Source organism: Streptomyces sp. NPDC030296, from assembly GCF_055572815.1.
Map to the genome: position 1 here is coordinate 280,000 of NZ_JBVICQ010000005.1, position 16,254 is coordinate 296,253.

16 protein-coding genes and 2 pseudogenes are annotated in these 16,254 nt (G+C 70.7%); 10 read left to right on the forward strand and 8 right to left on the reverse strand.

Annotation, left to right across the window (positions count from 1 at the left end; translation table 11 throughout):
- The first annotated feature begins 30 nt into the window (after positions 1–30).
- From ACZ4Z3_RS16625 to ACZ4Z3_RS16635, 3 genes and pseudogenes are all read left to right on the forward strand, one after another.
- A complete protein-coding gene (locus ACZ4Z3_RS16625; RefSeq protein ID WP_468501664.1) occupies positions 31–243 on the forward strand; it encodes a ferredoxin in 213 nt (70 codons plus the stop codon).
- Positions 244–267: 24 nt separating this feature from the next.
- Positions 268–962 (forward strand): annotated as a pseudogene (locus tag ACZ4Z3_RS16630) (hypothetical protein); the annotation flags it as partial.
- A gap of 91 nt (positions 963–1,053) precedes the next feature.
- Complete coding sequence (locus tag ACZ4Z3_RS16635; RefSeq protein ID WP_468501665.1) at positions 1,054–1,944, forward strand: hypothetical protein; 891 nt, start codon at positions 1,054–1,056, stop codon at positions 1,942–1,944.
- A gap of 62 nt (positions 1,945–2,006) precedes the next feature.
- Here the strand turns inward: ACZ4Z3_RS16635 and ACZ4Z3_RS16640 are convergent, their stop codons facing one another.
- The 4 genes from ACZ4Z3_RS16640 to ACZ4Z3_RS16655 form a co-directional block, all read right to left on the reverse strand.
- Complete coding sequence (locus ACZ4Z3_RS16640) at positions 2,007–2,297, reverse strand: hypothetical protein (protein WP_468501666.1); 291 nt, start codon at positions 2,295–2,297, stop codon at positions 2,007–2,009.
- 260 nt (positions 2,298–2,557) lie between these two features.
- Positions 2,558–3,406 carry a bifunctional methylenetetrahydrofolate dehydrogenase/methenyltetrahydrofolate cyclohydrolase gene (locus ACZ4Z3_RS16645; RefSeq protein ID WP_468501667.1) on the reverse strand — a complete coding sequence of 283 codons (849 nt, stop codon included), beginning with the start codon at positions 3,404–3,406 and terminating at the stop codon, positions 2,558–2,560.
- Positions 3,407–3,432: 26 nt separating this feature from the next.
- Positions 3,433–4,278 (reverse strand): formyltetrahydrofolate deformylase, encoded by an 846-nt coding sequence (purU, locus tag ACZ4Z3_RS16650; RefSeq protein WP_468501668.1) that lies wholly within the window; start codon positions 4,276–4,278, stop codon positions 3,433–3,435.
- A gap of 18 nt (positions 4,279–4,296) precedes the next feature.
- Complete coding sequence (locus ACZ4Z3_RS16655) at positions 4,297–5,418, reverse strand: aminomethyl transferase family protein (RefSeq protein WP_468501669.1); 1,122 nt, start codon at positions 5,416–5,418, stop codon at positions 4,297–4,299.
- Between the two features lie 113 nt (positions 5,419–5,531).
- On the opposite strand from ACZ4Z3_RS16655, the gene ACZ4Z3_RS16660 reads away from it, so the two are divergent.
- Complete coding sequence (locus tag ACZ4Z3_RS16660) at positions 5,532–6,143, forward strand: TetR/AcrR family transcriptional regulator (RefSeq protein ID WP_468501670.1); 612 nt, start codon at positions 5,532–5,534, stop codon at positions 6,141–6,143.
- Between the two features lie 102 nt (positions 6,144–6,245).
- Positions 6,246–6,833 carry a PAS domain-containing protein gene (locus tag ACZ4Z3_RS16665; RefSeq protein WP_468501930.1) on the forward strand — a complete coding sequence of 196 codons (588 nt, stop codon included), beginning with the start codon at positions 6,246–6,248 and terminating at the stop codon, positions 6,831–6,833.
- Here the strand turns inward: ACZ4Z3_RS16665 and ACZ4Z3_RS16670 are convergent.
- A complete protein-coding gene (locus ACZ4Z3_RS16670; RefSeq protein WP_468501671.1) occupies positions 6,819–7,064 on the reverse strand; it encodes a hypothetical protein in 246 nt (81 codons plus the stop codon). The genes ACZ4Z3_RS16665 and ACZ4Z3_RS16670 overlap by 15 nt on opposite strands.
- A gap of 606 nt (positions 7,065–7,670) precedes the next feature.
- Here ACZ4Z3_RS16670 and ACZ4Z3_RS16675 point away from each other — a divergent pair.
- Together ACZ4Z3_RS16675 and ACZ4Z3_RS16680 are read left to right on the forward strand one after the other, a co-directional pair.
- Positions 7,671–9,641: a sensor histidine kinase gene (locus tag ACZ4Z3_RS16675; protein WP_468501672.1), complete on the forward strand. Its 1,971-nt coding sequence runs from the start codon at positions 7,671–7,673 to the stop codon at positions 9,639–9,641.
- A gap of 13 nt (positions 9,642–9,654) precedes the next feature.
- On the forward strand, positions 9,655–10,071 hold the full coding sequence (locus ACZ4Z3_RS16680) for a roadblock/LC7 domain-containing protein (protein WP_468501673.1): 417 nt from the start codon (positions 9,655–9,657) through the stop codon (positions 10,069–10,071).
- A gap of 168 nt (positions 10,072–10,239) precedes the next feature.
- Here ACZ4Z3_RS16680 and ACZ4Z3_RS16685 read toward each other — a convergent pair.
- Positions 10,240–10,296, reverse strand: a pseudogene (locus ACZ4Z3_RS16685) (hypothetical protein); the annotation flags it as partial.
- 554 nt (positions 10,297–10,850) lie between these two features.
- Positions 10,851–11,357, reverse strand: a complete 507-nt coding sequence (locus tag ACZ4Z3_RS16690) for a MarR family winged helix-turn-helix transcriptional regulator (protein ID WP_468501674.1) — start codon at positions 11,355–11,357, stop codon at positions 10,851–10,853.
- Between the two features lie 286 nt (positions 11,358–11,643).
- Here ACZ4Z3_RS16690 and ACZ4Z3_RS16695 point away from each other — a divergent pair, with 286 nt between their 5' ends.
- Positions 11,644–12,912, forward strand: a complete 1,269-nt coding sequence (locus tag ACZ4Z3_RS16695) for an MFS transporter (protein ID WP_468501675.1) — start codon at positions 11,644–11,646, stop codon at positions 12,910–12,912.
- Positions 12,913–13,083: 171 nt separating this feature from the next.
- Here the strand turns inward: ACZ4Z3_RS16695 and ACZ4Z3_RS16700 are convergent, their stop codons facing one another.
- A complete protein-coding gene (locus tag ACZ4Z3_RS16700; RefSeq protein ID WP_468501676.1) occupies positions 13,084–14,028 on the reverse strand; it encodes a LysR family transcriptional regulator in 945 nt (314 codons plus the stop codon).
- Positions 14,029–14,150: 122 nt separating this feature from the next.
- Here ACZ4Z3_RS16700 and ACZ4Z3_RS16705 point away from each other — a divergent pair, with 122 nt between their 5' ends.
- Together ACZ4Z3_RS16705 and ACZ4Z3_RS16710 are read left to right on the forward strand one after the other, a co-directional pair.
- The gene (locus ACZ4Z3_RS16705; protein WP_468501677.1) at positions 14,151–15,131 is read left to right on the forward strand and encodes a fumarylacetoacetate hydrolase family protein; all 981 of its coding nucleotides are present in this window, start codon (positions 14,151–14,153) and stop codon (positions 15,129–15,131) included.
- Positions 15,128–16,099 (forward strand): cyclase family protein, encoded by a 972-nt coding sequence (locus tag ACZ4Z3_RS16710; RefSeq protein WP_468501678.1) that lies wholly within the window; start codon positions 15,128–15,130, stop codon positions 16,097–16,099. Before ACZ4Z3_RS16705 ends, ACZ4Z3_RS16710 begins: the two co-directional genes overlap by 4 nt.
- Positions 16,100–16,254 lie beyond the last annotated feature (155 nt).

A 16,254-nucleotide genomic window follows, 5' to 3' on the forward strand; every position in this document is an offset into this window, starting at 1 on the left:
CCCCGACCCTTTCGAGAGACAGGAGCCGTCATGAAGGTCGAAGTCGATCTCAAGAAGTGCCAGGACCACGGCCAGTGCGTGTACGCGGCCCCCGACCTGTTCGCGCTGGACGACGAGGGGCGTCTCACCCTGCGGTCGCAGGCGACCGACGTCTACGTGGCCGACGTGGCCGAGGAGAGCGCCGAGGAACTGTACGAGGCCGCCGAGGTCTGTCCGCTGCAGGCCATCACGGTGCACGCGTAGAGACGGGAACGCGGCATGTCACCGATGGCGTCCGGGCCACCGGAGAGCAACCCGGGCGACAGCGGTCTGACCGTCGGTCCGCCCAAGGAGTACGCGGCCGGCATCCCGGCCGTCGTCCAGTCGCTGCGACACGGCGGCCGCCAGACGGGCGCCAAGCGGACCCTGCCGACCCTGCTGAGCGTCAACCAGAAGACCGGTTTCGACTGCCCCGGCTGCGCCTGGCCGGAGGGCGACCACCGCCACGCCGCCGAGTTCTGCGAGAACGGCGCCAAGGCGGTTGCCGAGGAGGCCACGCTGCGCCGGGTCACCCCGGCCTTCTTCGCCGAGCACAGCGTGGCGGAGCTGCTGGAGCGCAGCGACTACTGGCTGGGCCAGGAGAGCAGGCTCACCCATCCCATGTACCTCGCACCCGGGCCCGGCACTACACGCCGGTGAGCTGGGAGCGGGCCTACGACATCGTGACGGAGGAGCTTGCCGGGCTGGAATCGCCGGACGAGGCGTCCTTCTCCACCTCCGGGCGCACCAGCAACGAGGCGGCGTTCGTCTACCGGCTGTTCGCCCGTGCGCTGGATACGAACAACCTGCCGGACTGCTCGAACATGTGCCATGAATCCTCCGGCGTGGCGCTGGTCGAGACCATCGGGATCGGAGCCGCCGACGGCACGGTGGAGGGACTCGAACTGCCCGGACACCCGGCGTGGTTCACGGCGGTGCAACGGCACCCCGAGGACACCGCGGACCAGGATCCGGCGCAGCAGGCCCTGTTCGACGCACTGGTCCAGGCCGCCCACGACAGACACTGAAAAGGACATGGCTCTCTTCGGCCCCAAGCGACAGGCACCCCGCCTCACCCCCGAACTCGACGACGTTCCGCTGGGCCGGGTGCTGAGAGGCATCGCCGCCGCCCGCGACCCCGGGCCGCAGGACCTCGCCATCGCCCAGGTGGAGCGGCTCCTGCGGAACACCGGCGACGACTGGGACCGCCGCTGCCACCGTGTCGGCGTCCTCGCGCAGGCCGCGCCCGCGCTGGCCCGCGGCTGGCGCGAGCGCCGGCCCCGCGACCCGGACGCCCTGGCGCTGGCCGCGTGGTCCGAACTGGCGGCCGACCCGCGAGGGGCCCTGGCGCTCTGCCGCGTCGCCGCCGACGCCCGCCCCGCTGATCCGACCCCGTGGGTGGGTGCGCTGGCGGCGCTGCGGATCCTGGGCCGGCCGAGCTCTGAACTTTCCCCCGTCTGGCAGGAGATACGCGCGCGCGATCCGTGGCACCGGGAGGCGCATCTGCAGATCCTGGGCTACCTCTCCCCGGAGGAGCAGGGCAGCCTGGCAGCGCTGCGGGACTTCCTCGACGACGCCATAGCGGTCATGCCGTGGGACGCGCCGACGGCATGCCTGCCCCTGACCGCGGCTGTGCGGCAGTACCACCGCGAGAGGAGCAGCGGGGGCATCCAGGCGCTGGGGGTCAGCCGGTACTGGTCGCAGCCGCACACCGCACGGCTGCTGGGCCACGGCATGGCCCACTGGCTGCAACCTGGATACCTGCGTCACGCGGCCGCCGTCGCGGACCTGGGAATCCTCGCCTACGCCCTGATCCGGGCGGGCCGCAGCGGCGAGGCCCATCCGGTCTTCTCCGCGGTCGGCGGGCTGGTGACGCCGTGGCCGTGGAACTACGAGGGGGACCCGGTGGAACAATTCGCCCGCTGAAGCCGCCGTCAGAGGGCGATGGGGGCGCCGGGTCCTTCGGATCAAACGCACGGAGGACGCGCCTATGGGACAGGCATCTGCTGCTCTGCCGCGTAGGACACCGTCCGCAGCAGGATGTCCGACGCTCGCGTCCGGAGTCCGAAGGCGATGCCCTGCGGGTCGGTGAGTACAGCGAAGGCACTCAAGGAGGTGTCGGTGCTCGGCACGCGGACCCGGGCACCGAGTTCGACGAGTCGGGCCACCTCGGAACCGAGCACCTCACTACTCAGTTCGTACAGCGGCACCCGGGCTTCCACCCCGGTCAGCAACAACACCGCCGGCAGGTTGCGGGGGCGGTGGTTGTGGATGGACAACGCGGTGGCTGTCGGCCACCTCCAGCCCGTACGCGGCGAGGCGGTGTACGGGCTGCGCCTCCGGCAACCGTCGGGTGAGCACGTCTTCCTGCACTTGTCCCAGCAGCTCTCGTCGTCCGCACAGGACAGCGTTGCGGCGGGAGAGCTCGATGCCGACCAGGCCGGCCGCGAACCCGAGCAATGGACCCTCGCCACGGAGGACACCGTGCGATGCAACACCTCGGGGCCGGTACCGCGTGTGCGGCACCGGCCCCGAGATGTCAGGCGCGCTCCGCGGCTTCGACGATGTTGGTCAGCAGCATGGCTCGGGTCATCGGTCCCACGCCGCCGACCGGCGGCGCGAAGGAGCCGGCGACCTGGTCGACATCGGGGTGGACGTCTCCGAGGATGCCCTCGACGGTCCGGGTGATGCCCACGGACAGGACAGTGGCGCCGGGCTTGATCCAGTCGGGCCTGACCAGGTGGGCCACGCCGGCCGCGGCCACGACGACGTCGGCGACGCGGGCGTGGGCGGCGGTGTCCTGGGTGGCCTCGTGGCACAGGGTCACGGTGGCGTGCTCGGTGCTGCGGGTCAGCATCAGGCCGAGCGGGCGGCCCACGGTGATCCCGCAGCCGATGACGCAGAACTGCTGCCCCGTGATGGGCACGTGGTTGCGCCGCAGCAGGTCGATGATGCCGCGCGGGGTGCAGGGCAGCGGCCCCGGCATGCCCAGCACGAGTCGGCCCAGGTTGGCGGGGTGGAGCCCGTCGGCGTCCTTGGCCGGGTCGATGAGCTCCAGCACGGTGTGGGTGTCGATGTGGGCCGGCAGCGGCAGTTGGACGATGAAACCGGTGCAGGCCGGGTCGGCGTTGAGTCTGAGGACGGCGGCCTCGACATCGGCCTGGGTCGCCGTGGCGGGCAGTTCCACCCGGATCGACGCGATGCCGACCTGGGCGCAGTCGCGGTGCTTGCCGCCGACGTAGGAGTGGCTGGCGGGGTCGTCGCCGACCAGGACGGTGCCCAGCCCGGGGGCGATGCCCCGGCTCTTGAGCAGCTTCACTCGCTCGGCGAGTTCACGTTTGGTGTCGGCTGCCGCGGCCTTCCCGTCGAGCAGCGTCGCGGTGGTCATGTCGTACGAGCCTCCCGGTGCGGTCCTCAGTTGAAGACGACGGTGCGGGAGCCGGTGAGGACGACGCGGTCCTCCGCGTGCAGCCGGACCGCCCGGGCCAGCACGATCCGCTCGACGTCCCGGCCGATCGCGACCAGCTCGGGCGCGGTATGGCGGTGTCCGACGCGGACGACGTCCTGCTCGATGATCGGGCCCTCGTCGAGGTCGGCGGTGACGAAGTGGGCGGTGGCGCCGATGAGTTTGACGCCCCGCTCGTGGGCCTGGTGGTAGGGCTTGGCGCCCTTGAAGCCCGGCAGGAACGAGTGGTGGATGTTGATGACTCTCCCGGACAGCTTGCGGCACAGGTCGTCGGAGAGGACCTGCATGTAGCGGGCGAGCACCACGAAGTCGACCTGGTGGTCGGCCACCAGCCGCAGCAGCTCCGCCTCCGCCTCGGGCTTGGTGTCGCGGGTGACGGGGAGGTGGACGAAGGGGATGCCGTACCGCTTCGCGACCGGTTCCAGGTCGGGGTGGTTGGAGACGATCAGCGGGATGTCCACGGGCAGTTCGCCGAGGTCCCAGCGGTAGAGCAGGTCGACCAGGCAGTGGTCGAACTTGGAGACCATCAGCAGCACCCGGCGGCGCTGTCCCTCGGGCCGGACGGTCAGCACCGGGTCGAAGCGGGCGAGGCGCAGGGCGAGTTCGTCCCGCAGCCTCTCGGTGTCGGCCTCGGGTGTCTCCAGGCTCACACGGATGGTGAAGATGCCGGTGCCGGGATCGGAGAACTGGGCGCTCTCCAGGATGTTGCCCTTGGCCTCGACGACGCCGGCGGCGAGTGCGTGGACGATGCCCGGCTGGTCGGGGCAGCGGAGCGTGAGAATGTAGCGTTGCACGTCAGGATCTCCGTCGGGTCAGGCCCGCACACGGGCGCGCTCGGGGTCGTACACGGGTGTGGGCCGGACCGTGGCGTCGGCCTTGGAGCCGTCGGCGGCGACGGCGGTCAGCGCGGTCCCGGACTTCACGGCGTCGCGGTGCACCCGGGCCAGGCCGAGGGTGGCGCCGTCGAGGACGGGCGAGGGCACCGCCATCGTCACGTAGCCGATGTCCCGGCCGTCCAGCTCCAGCCGGGCCCCCTCAGCGGCCTCCGGCGCTGCGTCCACGACGACGCTGACGACCCGTCCGGTGACGCTGTCCCTCTTCGCCAGCAGTGCGTCCCGGCCTTGGAAGGGGCCCTTGTCGAAGTCGAGCGCCCAGCCCATCCGGCACTCGAACGGGGTGACCGTGTGGTCGTACTCCAGCCCACCCATGATCATCCCGGCCTCGGTGCGGCAGGTCAGCAGGGCGATGGCGCCGAAGGCCTTGATCCCGAGGTCGGCACCCGCTTCGAAGACCGCGTCCCACAGCTCCAGCGCGCGTTCCCGCGGGACCTGGATCTCGTAGCCGAGTTCGGCGGTGAACCCGAGCCGGCTGACCTGTGCGGGAATGCCGGCGATGAGGGCGTCGCGCAGGAAGGTGTAGTAGGGGAAGGCCTCGTTGGACACGTCGACGTGGGTGAGGCGCCGCAGGACGTCGCGGCTGCGCGGGCCCTGCAGGGTCAGGACGGCGGACTCGTCGCGGCGCTCGGTGACCGTGGTCCCGGCGGGGGCGTGCGCGGCCAGCGACTGCTGAGTGGCCGGGTTGCCGCCGGTGACGACGACGTGATCGGGCGCGAGGACCGCCACGGTCACGTCGTCCAGCATCATCCCGTCGCTGTCGACCACGACCCCGTAGGCGATGCGTCCGGCGCCCAGCCCCTTGACGCTGCGGGAGAAGACGGCGTCGGCCGCGGGGACCGCGTCCTCGCCCTCGACGTGCCACTTGTAGAGCATCGAGTACTCGGAGGCGCCGACGGCGGAGCGGATCGCCTCGTATTCCTCGGCCGGATCACCGATGGCCAGCGGTACGGCGTTGCCGTAGATGTCGATCCACTCCTCGACCCGGTCCGCGTAGCGGGGAGTGAACGGGGTGGTGCTCAGTCCTTCGGGGACGGCCATGGGGAACTCCAGCGGAGAGAGGTGACTTGCGCTGCAGCGAGAATCTATCCATCTGGATAACTTGTCAATAGGATAGATTGACCTTTGGGGGCGTGTATGCAGAGGGAGGGCGAGTGGCTGCCGTGGCAGAGACGGAGGCCGGCCAGGAGGCCCGGCCCGGTTACGGCGAAGGGCGGGAGGCGCTCCTGGCGGCGGCCGTCAGAGTGGTGGCCCGGGGCGGTCTGCGCAAGCTGACCTACCGTGCCGTGGCCGCCGAAGCCGGTGTCACGCACGGGCTGGTCGCCCACCACTTCGGTTCGCGTGACGCCCTGCTCGAAGAGGCACTGCGGTGGTGTGTCACCCGCAGCATCGAGACGTCGTCGCTGGTGCCCGCCAGCGGAAGGCTGGAGGACTTCGCCGCGACCCTGGCCGACTTCATCGCGGCCGACCCCGACGTCCAGGCCTTCCAGTACGAGCTCAAGCTCGAATCCCGCCGACGGCCAGAACTGCGCCACCACGTCGACCTGCTCTACGACGCCTACCGCGACGCCGTCCGCGAGGCACTGGCCTGCTTCGACGTGTCACAAGAGATGACGGAGATCGTCTTCGCGACCCTGGACGGCCTGGTCTTCCACCAGGTCACGTCCGGCGCGCCGGACCACACCGAGGAGGGTGTCGACGCCTTGCGCAGACTCCTCGCGGCCCATCGTGCGCAAGCGCCACTGAGGCCCACCGGCGTACATTGAATGAGCCGAAGCCCTCCTGCGCCAACCTCAGGAACGGCGATGCCGAGCATCTCCAAAGGGCATGACAGGAAGGTCCCACCGCACGGAACGCCTTCCTCGGGCATGCAGACCTCCGACGGCGCAACCGCGGTGCTGGACCAGCACCTGCGGTTCACCGGGTGGAGCCGGGAAGCCGAGGAACTGTTCGGTCTCGCGTCAGAAGAGGTCCTCGGCCGGCCGGCTGACGCGTTCTGGCCGATGTCGAGACGGGAGCAGGCGTCTCAGCCGCTGGTGGCGGTGGTACGGCATGGTCACTCGGCCCTCGGCCCGTCCGCCGTGGTGATGGCCGCCCGGTGTCCGTGTCCTTGTCTCTCATCCCGGTCGCCCTCGGGGCGGGGGCGACCGGGTAGCTGCCGGTGGCCTTGGACAGGGACTGGTGGCGACGTGGGAGGTGGCCTCCCGACCCCGGAGAAGTGGCACGAGCGCGTTCGCCGGCCTGCGACCAGCTGGCCGCGTGGGGAGTCGACGAAGACGTGTCGTTCGTCGTCGAGCTCGTCGTCAGCGAGCTGGTCAACGCCATCCGCTACCGCGGCGCTCCGGTGTGCCTACGCCTCGTTCGGGAACGTGGCCTCATCGTCGAGGTCTGCGACGATGGGCATACCTCGCCCCCTACTGACTGGTGCCCTGGCAGACGGGTCACTCGAGCTGTAGCGATTCCGGTGTCCTCGTCCGGGACTGTCGCGGCTCAGGCCTTACGGCGGCCGCCGCGGCGTGGCGCGGGGACGGCACCGCCAACAGATCCTGGCGGCGCTGCTCGCCGTTCTCCTCCACGTGCAGCACCACCCGGCGCAGTCCATCGGCGACGGTTCGGCAGTCCGCGTCGCTGAGCTGCCCGGTGACCAAGGCATCCTCCTCGTTGAACGCCGGAAAGAGGCACTGCATCAGCTCCTGCCCTTCGTCGGTCAGAGGGTGCCTCGTTGCCCTCGGCCCTCATAGGGTCGAGCCCTCCGGGCTCGGGCTCTACGTGCTCGCACAGTGCGGACTTCGATACAGCCGATCTTTATTGGTCCTGCGGTCAACGCTGTCCTCAGCGATCTGGCGGCGAGTACCCCGCGTAGAAGACCGGGAGGCAATCTTGGTGGCGAGCCCCCCACCCGGAGTTGCCGAAGTCCGCACTGTGCTTGGCTCCCGCCGCCCCCCGTACCCCGCCCGCCGCCACTCCGATCGAGACGATTCCGGGCCGAGAGCCACGCGGCCCTCGAACCCGACTCCGCTCGACGACGAGCCGTGCGGCGGCGCGGTATTGGCCGGGTGGATATGCCTGATCCGCTACGTCGATGGTCAGAGGGCTAGGCGACGGGGGCGATTTGACCCATGATCGTCGCAGTCGACACGCCTGGAACCTCGGGCGTGGTCCTTCGGCACACTCATGCGCCGCCGCCCGGTACGGCCACGGCGGCAAGTCTTGGCCCCCCCTGGCACCGCACCCGAGTTTCCGCATGCCCAGATCCACCATGCCTGGATCGACTGATGAGGAGAGGTTCACAGATGCTGTCCATCGCCCGGTGCACCTGGGCGCAGACCGTGGGTGACGCATTGAGCTGGCGCACCATCCGCGGGCGCATGGCGGTCATCCTCGCCGTGCCCGCATGCCTGCTGCTGGTGGTGGTCGGACTGGCTGTCGCCGACCGCCTCCAGGACTACCGGGACGCCCGCGACACCAGGGCGCAGATCGACGTGACGCTGCGCATCCAGGACCTGGTGCACAACCTGCAGACGGAACGGGTCTTCACCAACGGCCTGCTCGCCGGCGACGAGAGCTTCCGCAACCGGCTCGACCGCAGCCGCGACCAGGTCGACGCCTTCCGGCATGAGTTGCGGGAGGAGCCGGTAGCGGCCAAGGCGATGAGCCGCCTGGAACAGCTGACCGCGATCCGCGACAGCGTGGACTCCGGCTCGGCCGACCGGACGAAGACCCACACCTACTACACCGACGTGATCGGCGCCCTCAACGCCGCGGACCCCACCGCCGACAAGGCCACGCGCGGCGACCGGCGGCTGCGCGACGACCTGGCTGCCCTGCAGGCCCTCGCCGAGGCCAAGGAAGCCGGCAGCCAGGAAGGTGGCCTGCTCAGCGGCGTCCTGGCCGCGGGGTCCTTCCGGGGGACGAACTTCCTGGACTTCGTGGACAGACGCGCGACCCGCATCTCCGCCATGAATCGCTTCTTCAAGCTCGCCACGCCCACCCAGCGCGACGCCGTCATGAAGATGTTCTCCTCGCCCGTGACCCGGCGCCTCGACACCGTCGAGAACGCGGCCCTGAAGGCTTCCGACGGCTCACGGATCCGTGTCGACGGGAGGGGGTTCGCCGACGACATGCTCCGTGTCGACGGCACCGTCCACCAGGCACAGCACCGGGTCGACTCCGACGCACAGACCCGTGCCCTTACCCTCAGCGACGACGCCACCGCTTCCTTGGCCGGCTACCTCGCCCTCGGCGCGCTGGTACTCGCCGCCCTCATCGCCGCCGCGGTCCTGGCCGGCCGCTCCATCACCCGGCCGCTCGACGCGCTCGCCCGCGAGGCCGACGACGTCGCCCGGCGCCGTCTCCCCGAGACCGTGGCGCGCATCCAGTCCGGCGAACTCGTCCCGCCCGACGACGACCAGCGGCCACCCAGCGGTGCACAGGAGATCACCCGGGTCGTCGAGGCGCTGCACAACGTCGAGCACACCGCGCTCGGGCTGGCCACCGAGCAGGCCGTGCTGCGCCGCAACACCGCAGAGTCCCTCGCCAATCTCGGCCGCCGCAACCAGGGACTCGTCCGCCGCCAGCTGGCCCTCATCACCGCCCTGGAACAGCAGGAGCTCGACCCCGAGGCGCTCGCGGAACTCTTCGAACTCGACCATCTCGCCACCCGCATGCGCCGGAACGCGGAAAGCCTGCTGGTGCTGGTCGACGAACGCACCCCCCAGATCCGGACCACGACCGCCGGCAGTCTCGAACTGGTGCAGTCCGCCATCGGAGAGGTCGAACAGTATCGGCGGGTCTCCATAGCTCAGATCGAGCCCTGCCGGATCAGCGGCCGCGCCGTCGCCGAACTCTCCCACCTGCTCGCCGAACTCCTCGAGAACGCCCTCACCTTCTCCCCACCGGACCAGCCCGTGGAGGTCCACGGCTGGGGGGACCGCGACGAGTTCAACATCGCCGTCGTCGACCACGGCCTCGGCATGTCCCCCCAGGACCTGGCTCGCGCCAACGCCCGCATCGCCGGAGAGGAAGCCTTCCTCGTCGCGTCCACCCGCTACCTCGGCCACTACGTTGTCGGCCGCCTCGCCCGCCGACTCGGCGTCGACGTCCTGCTCTCCGACACCCCGGGCGGAGGAGTGTCCGCTCTTGTCACCCTTCCCGCCCGGCTCCTCGCCCAAGACGACGCCGCCGCACCGCCGGACCGGCGGAAGTACGTCTCCTCCATGCTCAACGGCTTCCGGGCGGGCGTCGCGCGCGCCGAGGCCAGATAGGAACACACCACCCGTGACCTCCGCACACCACAACCTCGGCTGGCTCGTCTCCGACTTCGCCCGCACCGCCGACGGCGTCACCCACGCGGTCGCCGTCTCCTCCGACGGCCTGCTCATCGCCGCCTCCGAGGGCCTCACCCGTGATCTCGCCGACCACCTGGCCGCCGTCGTCTCCGGCATCACCTCCCTCGCCCAGAACGCCGCGCAGGCGCACGGCTTCCGCGGCATGAAACTCGTCATGATCGAAATGCTCGACGGCTTCATGATGGTCAACCACATGCGGGACGGCTCCTGCCTCGGCGTCCTCGCCGAGGAGGGCTGCGACATCGGCCTCATCGGCTACGAGATGGCCGTCCTCGCCGACCGCGCCGGCGCGCTCCTCACCCCACAACTTGTCGGCCAACTCCGACAGACACCGCTCACGCGCTGACCCCACCGTGCCGTCCGCCCACCTCAAGCAGGTCTGCTCCTGACGAAGATCTTGCGGAACGGCATACTCGGTGGTTCCAGTCCGGCGTCGATCAGGCAGCCAGCGCGGGTCCTGGCTTGCGGTGATCATCGCGGCCGACAAGTTCCACGGGGTGATGGCCGCGCAGACACCGACGGGCTCCTTGAGGACGGCGATCCGCCGCGACGCCTCCGGGGCTGCCGTCATGTCCCCGGGGACCCGTTGGCTTCCTCGGCGAACCACTCAGAAATGAAGCGGCGTAGGCCGGCCGCTTCACCAGGCGTCGGCGTACGGCTTGCCGTACTCCAGACGATCGGTGGGCGAGGTCCTCGGTGTGGTCGGTGACGAGGTCGTACCAGCGGCGCAGGACGCGGGAGAGCTGCCTTGGCCGCCGGCCCCGCCATGACCGTCGCGCGAAGGTTTCCGGTGCCTTGGCCCAGGTGTCGTCGACGTGGGCGGCCCTCTTCAGCAGGGACGGGTCAGTGAGCTTCCGGCGCATGGGTGTGCTCGCTGCGCCAGGGGGGAGACGGTGCTCGGCAGGATGATGCCGAGGGACAGTTCGCCGGCCCGCCGGACGCACATCGCGGCGACCGCGAGGTCCTGGACGGCCGAGCCGACGGACTTGTAGACCACGACCGCGTCGGAGGCCAGCCCAGTTCGCGCTGCTCGGGCAGGGGGCGCCGATCGAGACGACCGTGGCGTCGCGCGAATGCACGGGACGCGGACGATCATCTCACCCGGAAGCGACGTTCGCGGCAGTCCTACCGCCGGCGCCAGGGCAGCGGCTCCTGGTCGTCCTCGGTGGCGTCCGCGAACTGCAGCGCGGTGTTGATCCTCTCGCCGATCTCCGCGAGCTGGCGCACCTGCTCCGGGGTGAGCGCGTCGAAGACGACGCGGCGTACAGCCTCGACGTGGCCGGGGGCTGCCCGGTCCAGAAGAGTCTGCCCCTGCGCCGTGAGGACGGCGAGCTGATTGCGGCGGTTGCTGGGGTCGTCGCGGCGGCTGACGTAACCGGCCTGCTGGAGGCGGGTCACAGCATGGGTGAGCCGACTGCGCGTGACTTTCAGGCGCTCGGCCAGCTCGGACATGGTCAGTGTGCGGTCGGGGGCCGCGGACAGGCGGGCAAGCAGGCTGTAGTCCGAGTGCGTCACCCCCGCGTCCCGGCGGAGCTGCCGGTTGAGATGGTCGGCCAGCAGCGTGGAGAAGTCGATGTAGGCCAGCCAGGCCCGCTGCTCCTCGCTGTTGAGCCAGCGTGGCGACGTGGTCATGATCTCAAGCCTAACCGGCTCGCGGTTGAAACTTCAAACGACTCGTCAAACCGTCACCGAGTCTCGGCTGGGCACAGGCCGGCCCCATCCACGGTGTGGATGGGCCGGATACGGAATTCGGATCGCACAGAGGATGGCGACAGGACCCCGAACCGCTCATAGTCGTCCCTACCCCGCACGCCGCTGTCCGGATCAGCCGCCGGTGTGCGGCCGTCCTCAGCATGCCGTGCGCCGTCGGCGCCCGTGAAAGGCATGCCCGCTCCCGTCCACCGTCCCTGGAGTCGCCATGCCCGGTTCCGTTTCGCCACCGTCTCCCACCGTGGTCGACGACGCTGCTCCGTCACCCGTTGCCGTCTCGGGTCCGGCCCATCTGTTGCGCGTGACCCTGCTGATGGCGGGCAGCTGTCTGCCGATCCTGGGGGCGGTGCTGATCGCTCCGGTGCTGCCCAAGATGCAGGACCACTTCGCGTCGACCCCGGGGGCCAAGGCGCTGGTTCCCCTGGCACTGACCGTTCCGGCGCTGGCGCTGGCGCTGCTGGCCCCGTTCGCCGGGGTGATCGTGGACCGGCTCGGCCGCAAGCGCCTGCTGCTGGTGGCGACCGTCCTCTACGCCGTGTTCGGTACGGCACCCCTCTGGCTGGACTCACTGGGTGCGATCATCGCCAGCCGCGCCCTGGTCGGTGTCACCGAGGCCGCCATCATGACCTGCTGCACCACCCTGATCGGCGACTACTACAGCGGCCGGCAGCGGGTGAAGTACCTCGCACTGCAGACCATGTGCGCCTCCGCGTCGGCCACCGCCTTCTTCGTGCTGGGTGGCGCCATGGGCGCGGCGGGCTGGCGCCTGCCGTTCTGGGTCTACGCCGTGAGCCTGCTGATCGCCCCGCTGATGGCCATCGCCCTGCCCAACCCGGCGTCCCGCACGGCCGTCGAGGAAGCCCGGGTCGAGGAGGAGACCCGCCGTCCGTTCCCCTTCCGGCAGCTGGCGGGCATCTGCGCGCTCACCTTCTTCGGCGCGATGGTCTTCTACACCGTGCCGGTGGAGATGGCGTACCTGCTCGACGACCTCGGGGTGGAGAACACCGGTGTGATCGGTCTGGCCACCGCGCTCGCGAGTGCCGCCACCGTGGGCGGAGCTGTCGTCTTCGCCCGGTTGGAGCGCTCCCCGGACCCGATGCTGCCCGCCGTCTTCGCGGTCTGCGCGGCCGGCTTCGGCGTGATGTCCCTGGCGGGCAACGCCCCGCTGCTGGTCGTCGGAGCAGTCATCAACTGTCTGGGTACCGGCATGCTGCTGCCGGCCCTTCTCACGAGTGCCATGTCCCGGCTGGCGTTCCAGGACCGCGGCCGCGGCACCGGCCTGTGGATGGCGGCCTTCTTCGGCGGTGAGTTCGTCTGCCCACTGGTGCTGCTTGCCGTGGAGTCGGTGGTCGGGTCTCTCGCCGGTGCGGTGGGCATCCTGGGGCTGGCCGCCGCCCTGGTCGCGGCGGGGCTGCTGGCGGCCCGCCGCCGCGCGGGCGCCGCGGACCCCCGGCCGTTGCCGGAGCAGTTGACCTGACGGTGGGGACGCCGATGAGCCGGGGAGTGCCGGAGACGGTGCCCCGGCTCGCGGCGCGAGGGCCGGACTCCCCTGTCTCTCCGTGCGCCGACACGGCCGGTTGTGAGGGCCGGGAGTGCCGCTGGTTGCCGACTGCTGCCCGATGGGCAGCAGGGGCCGCTCCGGTGCCCGCTATGCGCCCCCTGCGGGAGGTACGGCCGCGCCCGCCCCGCCGTCCGTCAGAGTCGCGCCCACCTCCGCGGCCTTCTGCCGCAGCCAGATGTGGGCCGCGTCCTGGGCGTGCACGGGGTGCCACCACAGCGCTTCCTGCACCGGTACGGCCTCGAAGGGGCAGGGCAGGACGCGCACCGCGGCGGAGCGGACCGCGCTGCGGGCCAGGCGTGCCTGGATCATCGCGACGCGGCGGGTGCCCTCGACCATGTGGGGGAGGAGCTGGAAGGTCTGCACGGAGACCTCCACCTGGGGGCTGATGCCGAGCATGCTCAGCTGGCGGGCGGCCGGGGCGTCGTAGGGGCGCTGGTACACGGCCCAGGGCAGGCGGGCCAGCTGGTCGAGGGTGAGTTCGTCGCCGATCTCGGGGTGATCGTCGGAGACCAGGCACAGCCAGCGGTCGCTGAAGAGCTCGACGGCGGGCAGGCCGTTGATGACACCGTGCGGCATCAGTAGTCCGTCGACGGTACTCAGCACGGTCGCGGTGTTGTCCACGACCGACGGCGCCGGGTGCTGGAAGGTGAACCGGATCCCGGGCGCCTCCCGGTGCACGGCGCGGGCCAGCGCGGCGCCGAACACGGCCACGCCGTAGTCGGAGGCGAGCAGGGTGAACTCGCGCGACTCAGCGGCCGGGTCGAAGTCGGCCTGGCTGGAGAACACACGCTCCAGCAGGTCGCAGGCGGTCGCGCTTCGGTCCCGCAGGGCGGCGCCGAGCGGGGTCAGCTCGTAGGAGTTGCCGGTCCGGGCCAGCAGTTCGTCGTCGAAATGGCGGCGCAGCCGGGACAGTGCCGCGCTCATCGCCGGCTGGCTCAGTCCGATGCGCTCGCCGGCTCTGGTGACGTTGCGCTCCTCCAGCAGCGCGCGCAGGGCGACGACCAGATTGAGGTCGAGTCGGGAGAGGTTCACCGGGCACCACCTAGCAGCCTATGAGGGTATCCATCTCGTGGATTCGCAGCATCCACAGGATTGATTTCCTTGATTCGTTGATCGGGGTCAGAGTAGACCGCACCCCAGCAGGAGGAAATCTCATGGCAACGCTCGCGCAACCTGTCGGCCCTTTCGCGCTCGGCACGTTCTCGGCCGCGGACAAGGACACGTTCCCCGGTCTCGTCGCCCGGGAGCGGGTGCTGGATCTGAGCCGGGTCCTGGCCTGGGAGCCGTCCGACATACGTGCCGTACTGGAGCAGTGGGAGGATGCCCTCCCCGTCCTGCACACCCTCGCGCACGAGGACGCCCTCGACTGGCGGCCGTTGGATGGCCTGAGGGTGCACGCTCCGCTGGAGCCCCGCCAGATCTTCCAGTCCGGCGCCAACTACCGCCAGCACGTGATCGACCTCGAGATCGCCCACCGCTCCCCCGACGACCCGCGCACGGTCGAGGAGGCGCGGGCCGAGATCGCCGCGGTCATGGACAGGCGGGCGGCAGAGGACCTGCCGTACGTTTTCATCGGCCTGCCCAGCACCATCGCCGGCCCGTACGACGATGTCGTACTCCCCGCATGGGCCGAAAAGCCCGACTGGGAGCTGGAATTGGCGGCCGTCATCGCCAAGCCCGCCTACCGGGTCTCCGTCGAGGAGGCCATGGAGTACGTCGCCGGCTACACGATCGCCAACGACCTCACCGACCGTGCCACCGTCTTCCGCCGGGACATGCCCGCCATCGGCACCGACTGGCTGCGCTGCAAGAACGCTCCCGGCTTCACCCCGCTCGGGCCCTGGATCGTCCCCGCCGGGTCCATCGCCGACCCGGGTGACCTGCGGGTCACGCTGAAGCTGAACGGCGAGACCATGCAGGACGAGTCCACCAAGGACATGCTCTTCGGCGTCGCGCGTCTGGTGTCGTACATCTCCCAGACCTCCCGGCTCCTGCCCGGCGACCTGGTGCTGACCGGCAGCCCGGCCGGAAACGGCATCCACTGGGGGCGGCTGCTGCGCGAGGGCGACGTGATGGAGGGTTCGATCACCGGTCTGGGTGTGCAGCGCACCCGCTGCGTGGAGGAGAAGCCATGAGCCTGGACCGCCACGACCCGGAGGGCGCGATCGCCGAGGCCGCCAAGGCGTACTCCAACTGGGGGCGCTGGGGCGAGGACGACGTGCTCGGCACACTGAACTTCCTCGACGAGGCCAAGCGCCTCGAAGGCGCGGCGCTCGTGCGTCGGGGCGTCAGCTTCTCGCTGTCGCAGCGCTTCGACATGAACGGGCCGCAGAAGGGCTGGCGCCGGCGGACCAACCCCGTGCACACCATGCTCGACACGGGCACGGACGCGGCCCTCGGCAACCAGGGTTTCCCGCACGGCATCGGCGGCGCCGACGACGTGATCGCGATGCCGCTGCAGTGCTCCACGCAGTGGGACGGCCTCGGGCACATCTTCGACCACGGCAAGGCCTGGAACGGACGCGACGCGGAGAAGGTCGTCACCTCCGACGGCGACCTGGTCACCGGCATCGAGCACATGGCCCCGTACGTGGCCGGTCGCGGCGTTCTGCTGGACGTGGCCCGGGTCATCGGTGACGACGACGGCGAGCCGGAGCTGCCGGACGGTTTCGCGATCACCGAGGAGCACCTGACCGCTACCGCCGAGGCCCACGGCGTGAGCGTCGGACGCGGCGACATCGTCCTCGTCCGCACCGGACACCTCGCCCGTGCCCGGCGCGACGGCTGGGGCGACTACGCGGGCGGGCCGGCGCCCGGCCTGTCGTTCACCACCGCCGGCTGGCTGCACGGCACCGAGATCGCCGCGATCGCCACCGACACCTGGGGCTTCGAGGTACGGCCGAACGAGTTCGAGAACGCCTTCCAGCCCCTGCACCAGATCGTGATCCCCAACATGGGCCTGCTGATCGGCGAGATGTGGGACCTCGACGTTCTCGCCGCCGACTGCGCGGCGGACGGCGTGTACGAGTTCTGGCTCACCGCCGCACCGCTGCCCATCACCGGAGCCGTCGGCTCCCCGGTCAACCCCATCGCCGTCAAGTAGATCAAGTAGCCCGCTCAGCCGCCGGATGCGCCCCCCTCCCCCGGACAGCAACGGGCGCATCCGGCCCACACCGCTCCCCCCGTTCTGCCGCACTCCGTCCCCACCCCAGCCCCGCACTCCCAGCGGGCGAGCCGCACCTCGCCGCGCGAAGCCGC

Coding starts and splice junctions, on each gene's coding strand:
- ACZ4Z3_RS16625 (WP_468501664.1), top strand. CDS start 31: ATGAAGGTCGAAGTCGATCTCAAGAAGTGCCAGGACCACGGCCAGTGC.
- ACZ4Z3_RS16635 (WP_468501665.1), top strand. CDS start 1,054: ATGGCTCTCTTCGGCCCCAAGCGACAGGCACCCCGCCTCACCCCCGAA.
- ACZ4Z3_RS16645 (WP_468501667.1), bottom strand. CDS start 3,406: ATGACCACCGCGACGCTGCTCGACGGGAAGGCCGCGGCAGCCGACACC.
- ACZ4Z3_RS16655 (WP_468501669.1), bottom strand. CDS start 5,418: ATGGCCGTCCCCGAAGGACTGAGCACCACCCCGTTCACTCCCCGCTAC.
- ACZ4Z3_RS16665 (WP_468501930.1), top strand. CDS start 6,246: ATGCAGACCTCCGACGGCGCAACCGCGGTGCTGGACCAGCACCTGCGG.
- ACZ4Z3_RS16670 (WP_468501671.1), bottom strand. CDS start 7,064: ATGCAGTGCCTCTTTCCGGCGTTCAACGAGGAGGATGCCTTGGTCACC.
- ACZ4Z3_RS16675 (WP_468501672.1), top strand. CDS start 7,671: ATGCTGTCCATCGCCCGGTGCACCTGGGCGCAGACCGTGGGTGACGCA.
- ACZ4Z3_RS16690 (WP_468501674.1), bottom strand. CDS start 11,357: ATGACCACGTCGCCACGCTGGCTCAACAGCGAGGAGCAGCGGGCCTGG.
- ACZ4Z3_RS16695 (WP_468501675.1), top strand. CDS start 11,644: ATGCCCGGTTCCGTTTCGCCACCGTCTCCCACCGTGGTCGACGACGCT.
- ACZ4Z3_RS16705 (WP_468501677.1), top strand. CDS start 14,151: ATGGCAACGCTCGCGCAACCTGTCGGCCCTTTCGCGCTCGGCACGTTC.
- ACZ4Z3_RS16710 (WP_468501678.1), top strand. CDS start 15,128: ATGAGCCTGGACCGCCACGACCCGGAGGGCGCGATCGCCGAGGCCGCC.